Below are 4,481 nucleotides of genomic sequence, written 5' to 3' on the forward strand. Positions count from 1 at the left end.
ATTCGTCGTATGTGCGAGTATTTTGGGTATTCGGTGAAAAAGTTAGAACGTGTTCGAATTATGAACTTAACGTTGAATGTTCCGCTTGGTCAATACCGAGATTTAACATCAGAAGAATTAGCAGAATTAAATCGATTAACAGCCGACTCTGAAAAACATGCTGAAAAAACTCAACAGCAAAAGTCAAAGAAATCATCTGCGAAGAAAACCAAAGAAATTTCACCAGATTTTAAAGATTCGAAAGGAAAATCAATCAAAAAACCAGCAAAAAAACCAACAACGCAAGCAAGAGTTGGAAAAAGTAAACCGCCAACGAATACCAAAGGAGGAAAATTTGGAAAAAGAAGATAAATACTAAAGACGATTCATCATAAGGTGAGTTGTCTTTTTTTATAGATAATTAATTTCTTTACTTAAGATTTACAAAGTTTCAATATCTTTATGATGTAAAATCTTAAAAACACATGAAGAAAATTGTTTATTCATTATTGTTTTTAGCGATGACAATAGGAACATCGGTAAAAGCACAAGAAAATGTTACGTTTCAATTACCGCCTCAAGAAATCTTGCAATTAGCGGAGGCAGATATGCCACCATCAATTTCTACGGATCGTAAAGCAGAGAATGCTTTTTTATCGTACAGAAGTCGTTACAAAACGATTAATGAATTGTCAGAAACAGAGTTACGTTTAGCAGGGTTGCGAATTAATCCTGTAACGAATATTAATTCGCGTGAAACATTTAGTGAGAAAATCACTTTTTTTGATTTAAAAACTTCAAAAGAAAAATCGATAGCTGGTTTACCTGCAAAAGGACGTTTTTCGAATCAATCTTGGAACAAATCTCAATCTAAATTTGCGGTTACAAATACTACAGATAAAGGAGTAGAATTGTGGGTGATTGATGTTAAAAATCAATCGGCAACAAAAGTTTACGAAGATAAATTGAATGCAAACTTAGGTCGTCCTTTTAGTTGGGTTTCTGATAGTGAGCTGATTGTTAATGTAATTCCAGCTTCTAAAAAAGCGTTAATTGATACAAAAGATGCAATCGCAACAGGACCAACAGTTTCTGTAGCTGACGGAAAAGAAGCTCAAAATAGAACTTACCAAGATTTGTTGAAAAATAAAACAGATGAGTTTAATTTCGAGCAATTAGCTATTTCCGAATTAGTGAAAGTAAACATCGAAACGGGAGCAAAATCAAAATGGAAAGATGCAGCGATGTATACAAATATTTCTACATCTCCAGACGGACAGTATGTTTTGGTAAATGAAATCAAAAAACCGTTCTCTTATTTAGTAACCTACAGTAGTTTTCCATCTACAGATGTTGTCTATGATATCAATGGAAAGTTAGTAAAAGAAGTTGATTACAAAGAATTACAAGAAGTAGTTCCAAAAGGATTTTCTTCTACCATTATGGGGAAAAGAGGTTTATATTGGCGAGCAGACAAACCAAATACATTGTACTGGGTAGAAGCTTTAGATGGAGGTGATGCTAACAAACCTGCAGAATACCGTGATGCTCTTTATCAAGTTGCTGCGCCTTTTACTGCTAACAAAGAATTATTAGTAAAAATAAAAGATCGTTACAGAGGCGTAACTTGGGGGAATGATGAGGTCGCTTTGATTCGTGATGCATGGTACAATACTCGAAACGAAAGTTATTATACTTTTAATCCTTCTAATCCAAAGCAAGAACCAACACGTTTCTTTAGTCGAAATACACAAGATGCATACAACAATCCAGGAAGTTTTGTAACAGAAATAAATGAGTATGGTTACAATGTTCTTTCGATTAACAAAGGAAAATTGATGTTAGTTGGTGATGGAGTTTCTGCTGATGGAATCTTACCTTTTGTGGATGATTTTGACATCAAAACACAAAAAACTTCTCGTTTATGGAGAGCACAAAAATCAGATAAGTTAGAAGTAATCGCACGTGTAATTGATCCAAAGAAAGGAATTATATTAGAGCAAATTCAGTCTAAAACTGATTATCCTAATTTATATGTACGTAATATTTTCCAAAAAGGAGGAAAGCCAAAACAAGTAACATTTACAAAAAATCCTTTTGAGGCGATGAACCAAGTTTCGAAAGAATTAATTACATACAAACGTGCTGATGGAGTAGAATTATCAGGAACTTTATATTTACCTCCAAACTACGATAAAACGAAAAAAGAAAAGTTACCAATGTTAATGTGGGCTTATCCTCGCGAGTTTAAAGATGCAGCAACAGCTGGACAAGTCACAACTTCTGAGAATAAATTTACTTCGCCATCATACGGAGGTCCTATTTTCTGGGCGTTGAGAGGTTATGCCGTTTTAGATGATGCCGCATTCCCAATTATTGGAGAAGGAAAAGAAGAGCCAAACGATACGTTCGTTCCGCAATTGGTTGCAAATGCAAAAGCAGCTATTGATGCAGTTGATGCTTTAGGTTTTATTGATCGAGAAAAAGTTGCTGTTGGTGGACATTCTTATGGTGCATTTATGACAGCAAATTTATTATCACACTCTAATTTATTTGCAGCAGGTATTGCACGTTCAGGAGCTTATAATCGTACATTAACACCTTTTGGATTCCAATCAGAACAACGTAATTATTGGGAAGCACCAGAGGTTTACAATACAATGTCTCCATTTATGAATGCCGAAAAAATGAAAACACCATTGTTGTTAATTCATGGTGATTCTGATAACAATACAGGAACTTTCCCTATGCAATCTGAGCGATATTTTAATGCTTTAAAAGGTTTAGGTGCAACAACTCGTTTGGTGTTATTACCAAAAGAATCGCATGGTTATGCTGCCAAAGAAAATGTTTTACATATGTTGTGGGAACAAGATCAATGGTTAGAGAAATATGTCAAGAATAAAGGAAAAACTTCTCAAAAGAAATAATTTTCAATACAGGAAAAGCGATTCAATTTTGAATCGCTTTTTTTTATTATATTTAGTTAATAATTGATCAGGAATAATGAATAAAAAAGTGTTTGTCGTTATAAACGTTCTATTTATTATAATCTACTTTATCTCACTATTTATTGATTTGAGAGCATATGAAAAATATTATTTACTTAATTCAACTACAATGGAGTATGAATTAATGAGATGCGTAATAAGTATATTATTTGCCGGATTAATCTCTTTTTTATGGGAAAAAGGACCTTTAGTTTTTCGACTATTATGCTTTTTGCTTCTATTTCCTTTAATTTATATTTTTAACGTATTTTTTGTGAAAGATGCTTTTGCTGATTTAGATTTTGTATTATCAAAAAATCGTAAAATTGAAAAATAGACTCAAACATGGAAAATGGATGGAGATTAAATAAAATAATCACAGAAAAAAAAGATACATTTTATCTTTCCGAAAAATCCGAATTGGAACACGTTAATTCCACTTGAAGAATTAAAAAAGATAAAAATTAAAGAAAGTATCACTAACCCTCACAAATATTATTATTACTTTAATGATTAAACGTTTACAAAATGAAAAATAAATATTTATTCTTCTTTCTAACGCTTTTTTCTCCATGTCTATTTGCACAGAATTTATGGAAGGTAGAATATGTAAAGTTGAAAGTTACGAAATAACTTAGAAAACCCTAACCAGTAATTCTTGTTCAATTTTATCGTGACAATCTTCTAATGCATTTTTCTCCGCTTTCCCAGCTTTCCAATGTGATGTACAATAAAATTCGTCTTTTTTCCATTCTAAATCATCTTTAAAAAAGGATTTAATTTCTTTTATAGATTTTGATTCTCCCGCCACATAAGCATAACGTTTCCCATCTTTACGTTTCGGAAAGATTTGTTTTTTTGTTAAACTATATAAAGCGGTTCCATTACCTACATGTTGATTCACTATCCATTTAAACTCTAAATTTGCTTTGGTTTCAATTGGATGAATATCTTCTTCAGATGGAACTTCAATACAAACAACTCCGTTTGTTTTTGCAGGCAATGATTCTATAATAGCAGAAATTACGGGTAAACCTGTTAAATCAGCCGCTAAGAAAATGAAATCTGTTTTTGGCGCTAATTCTTTCTTTTTCGATTTCATCGAAACTCCAATCATATCGCCTTCTCTTGCTTCATTTGCCCAACGAGATCCAGGACCATTCAACCCATGATTTGCAATATCTATCACAATCACATTGTTTTCAGCATCTATATTTCGCAATGTGTAAGTGCGAGAAACTGGTTTGAATTTTTCTGATGGTGAAATCCATTTCTTGTTCTCCTCATCATATTCAGCATAGTGAATATCTCGGATTCCAAGCGGTGGAAAAAGCAATTTACACGTTCCTCCTAAAGTTGTATCTTCAAAAAAAGACACATCATTATTTTCTAAATGAACGCGAATAAGATGTGGTGTCACAAATTCTTTCTTTTTTAAGATGAATTTCTCTTTCGCAATTTTCACTTTATCTCCCATCAGATTATTTAGATTTATTCTAATTCTATGCGAAG

General features: G+C 32.5%; 2 protein-coding genes and 1 pseudogene. 2 read left to right on the plus strand and 1 reads right to left on the minus strand.

The genetic code is table 11. The annotated features are described in order from the left end of the window. Positions 1 to 351 (plus strand): annotated as a pseudogene (locus Q0616_RS03135) (23S rRNA pseudouridine(2604) synthase RluF); the annotation flags it as partial. A 113-nt stretch (positions 352 to 464) separates the two neighbouring features. Beyond that, entirely contained in the window at positions 465 to 2,909 is a 2,445-nt protein-coding gene (locus tag Q0616_RS03140; RefSeq protein ID WP_298775030.1) for a prolyl oligopeptidase family serine peptidase, read from the plus strand. 694 nt (positions 2,910 to 3,603) lie between these two features. Here Q0616_RS03140 and Q0616_RS03145 read toward each other — a convergent pair. Further along, positions 3,604 to 4,481 (minus strand): siderophore-interacting protein (locus Q0616_RS03145; protein WP_298775032.1); only part of this gene is annotated, 878 nt, incomplete at its 5' end.

Source organism: uncultured Empedobacter sp. (assembly GCF_937930195.1).
GTDB classification, from domain to species: Bacteria; Bacteroidota; Bacteroidia; order Flavobacteriales; family Weeksellaceae; genus Empedobacter; species Empedobacter stercoris.

Coding starts and splice junctions, on each gene's coding strand:
- Q0616_RS03140 (WP_298775030.1), top strand. CDS start 465: ATGAAGAAAATTGTTTATTCATTATTGTTTTTAGCGATGACAATAGGA.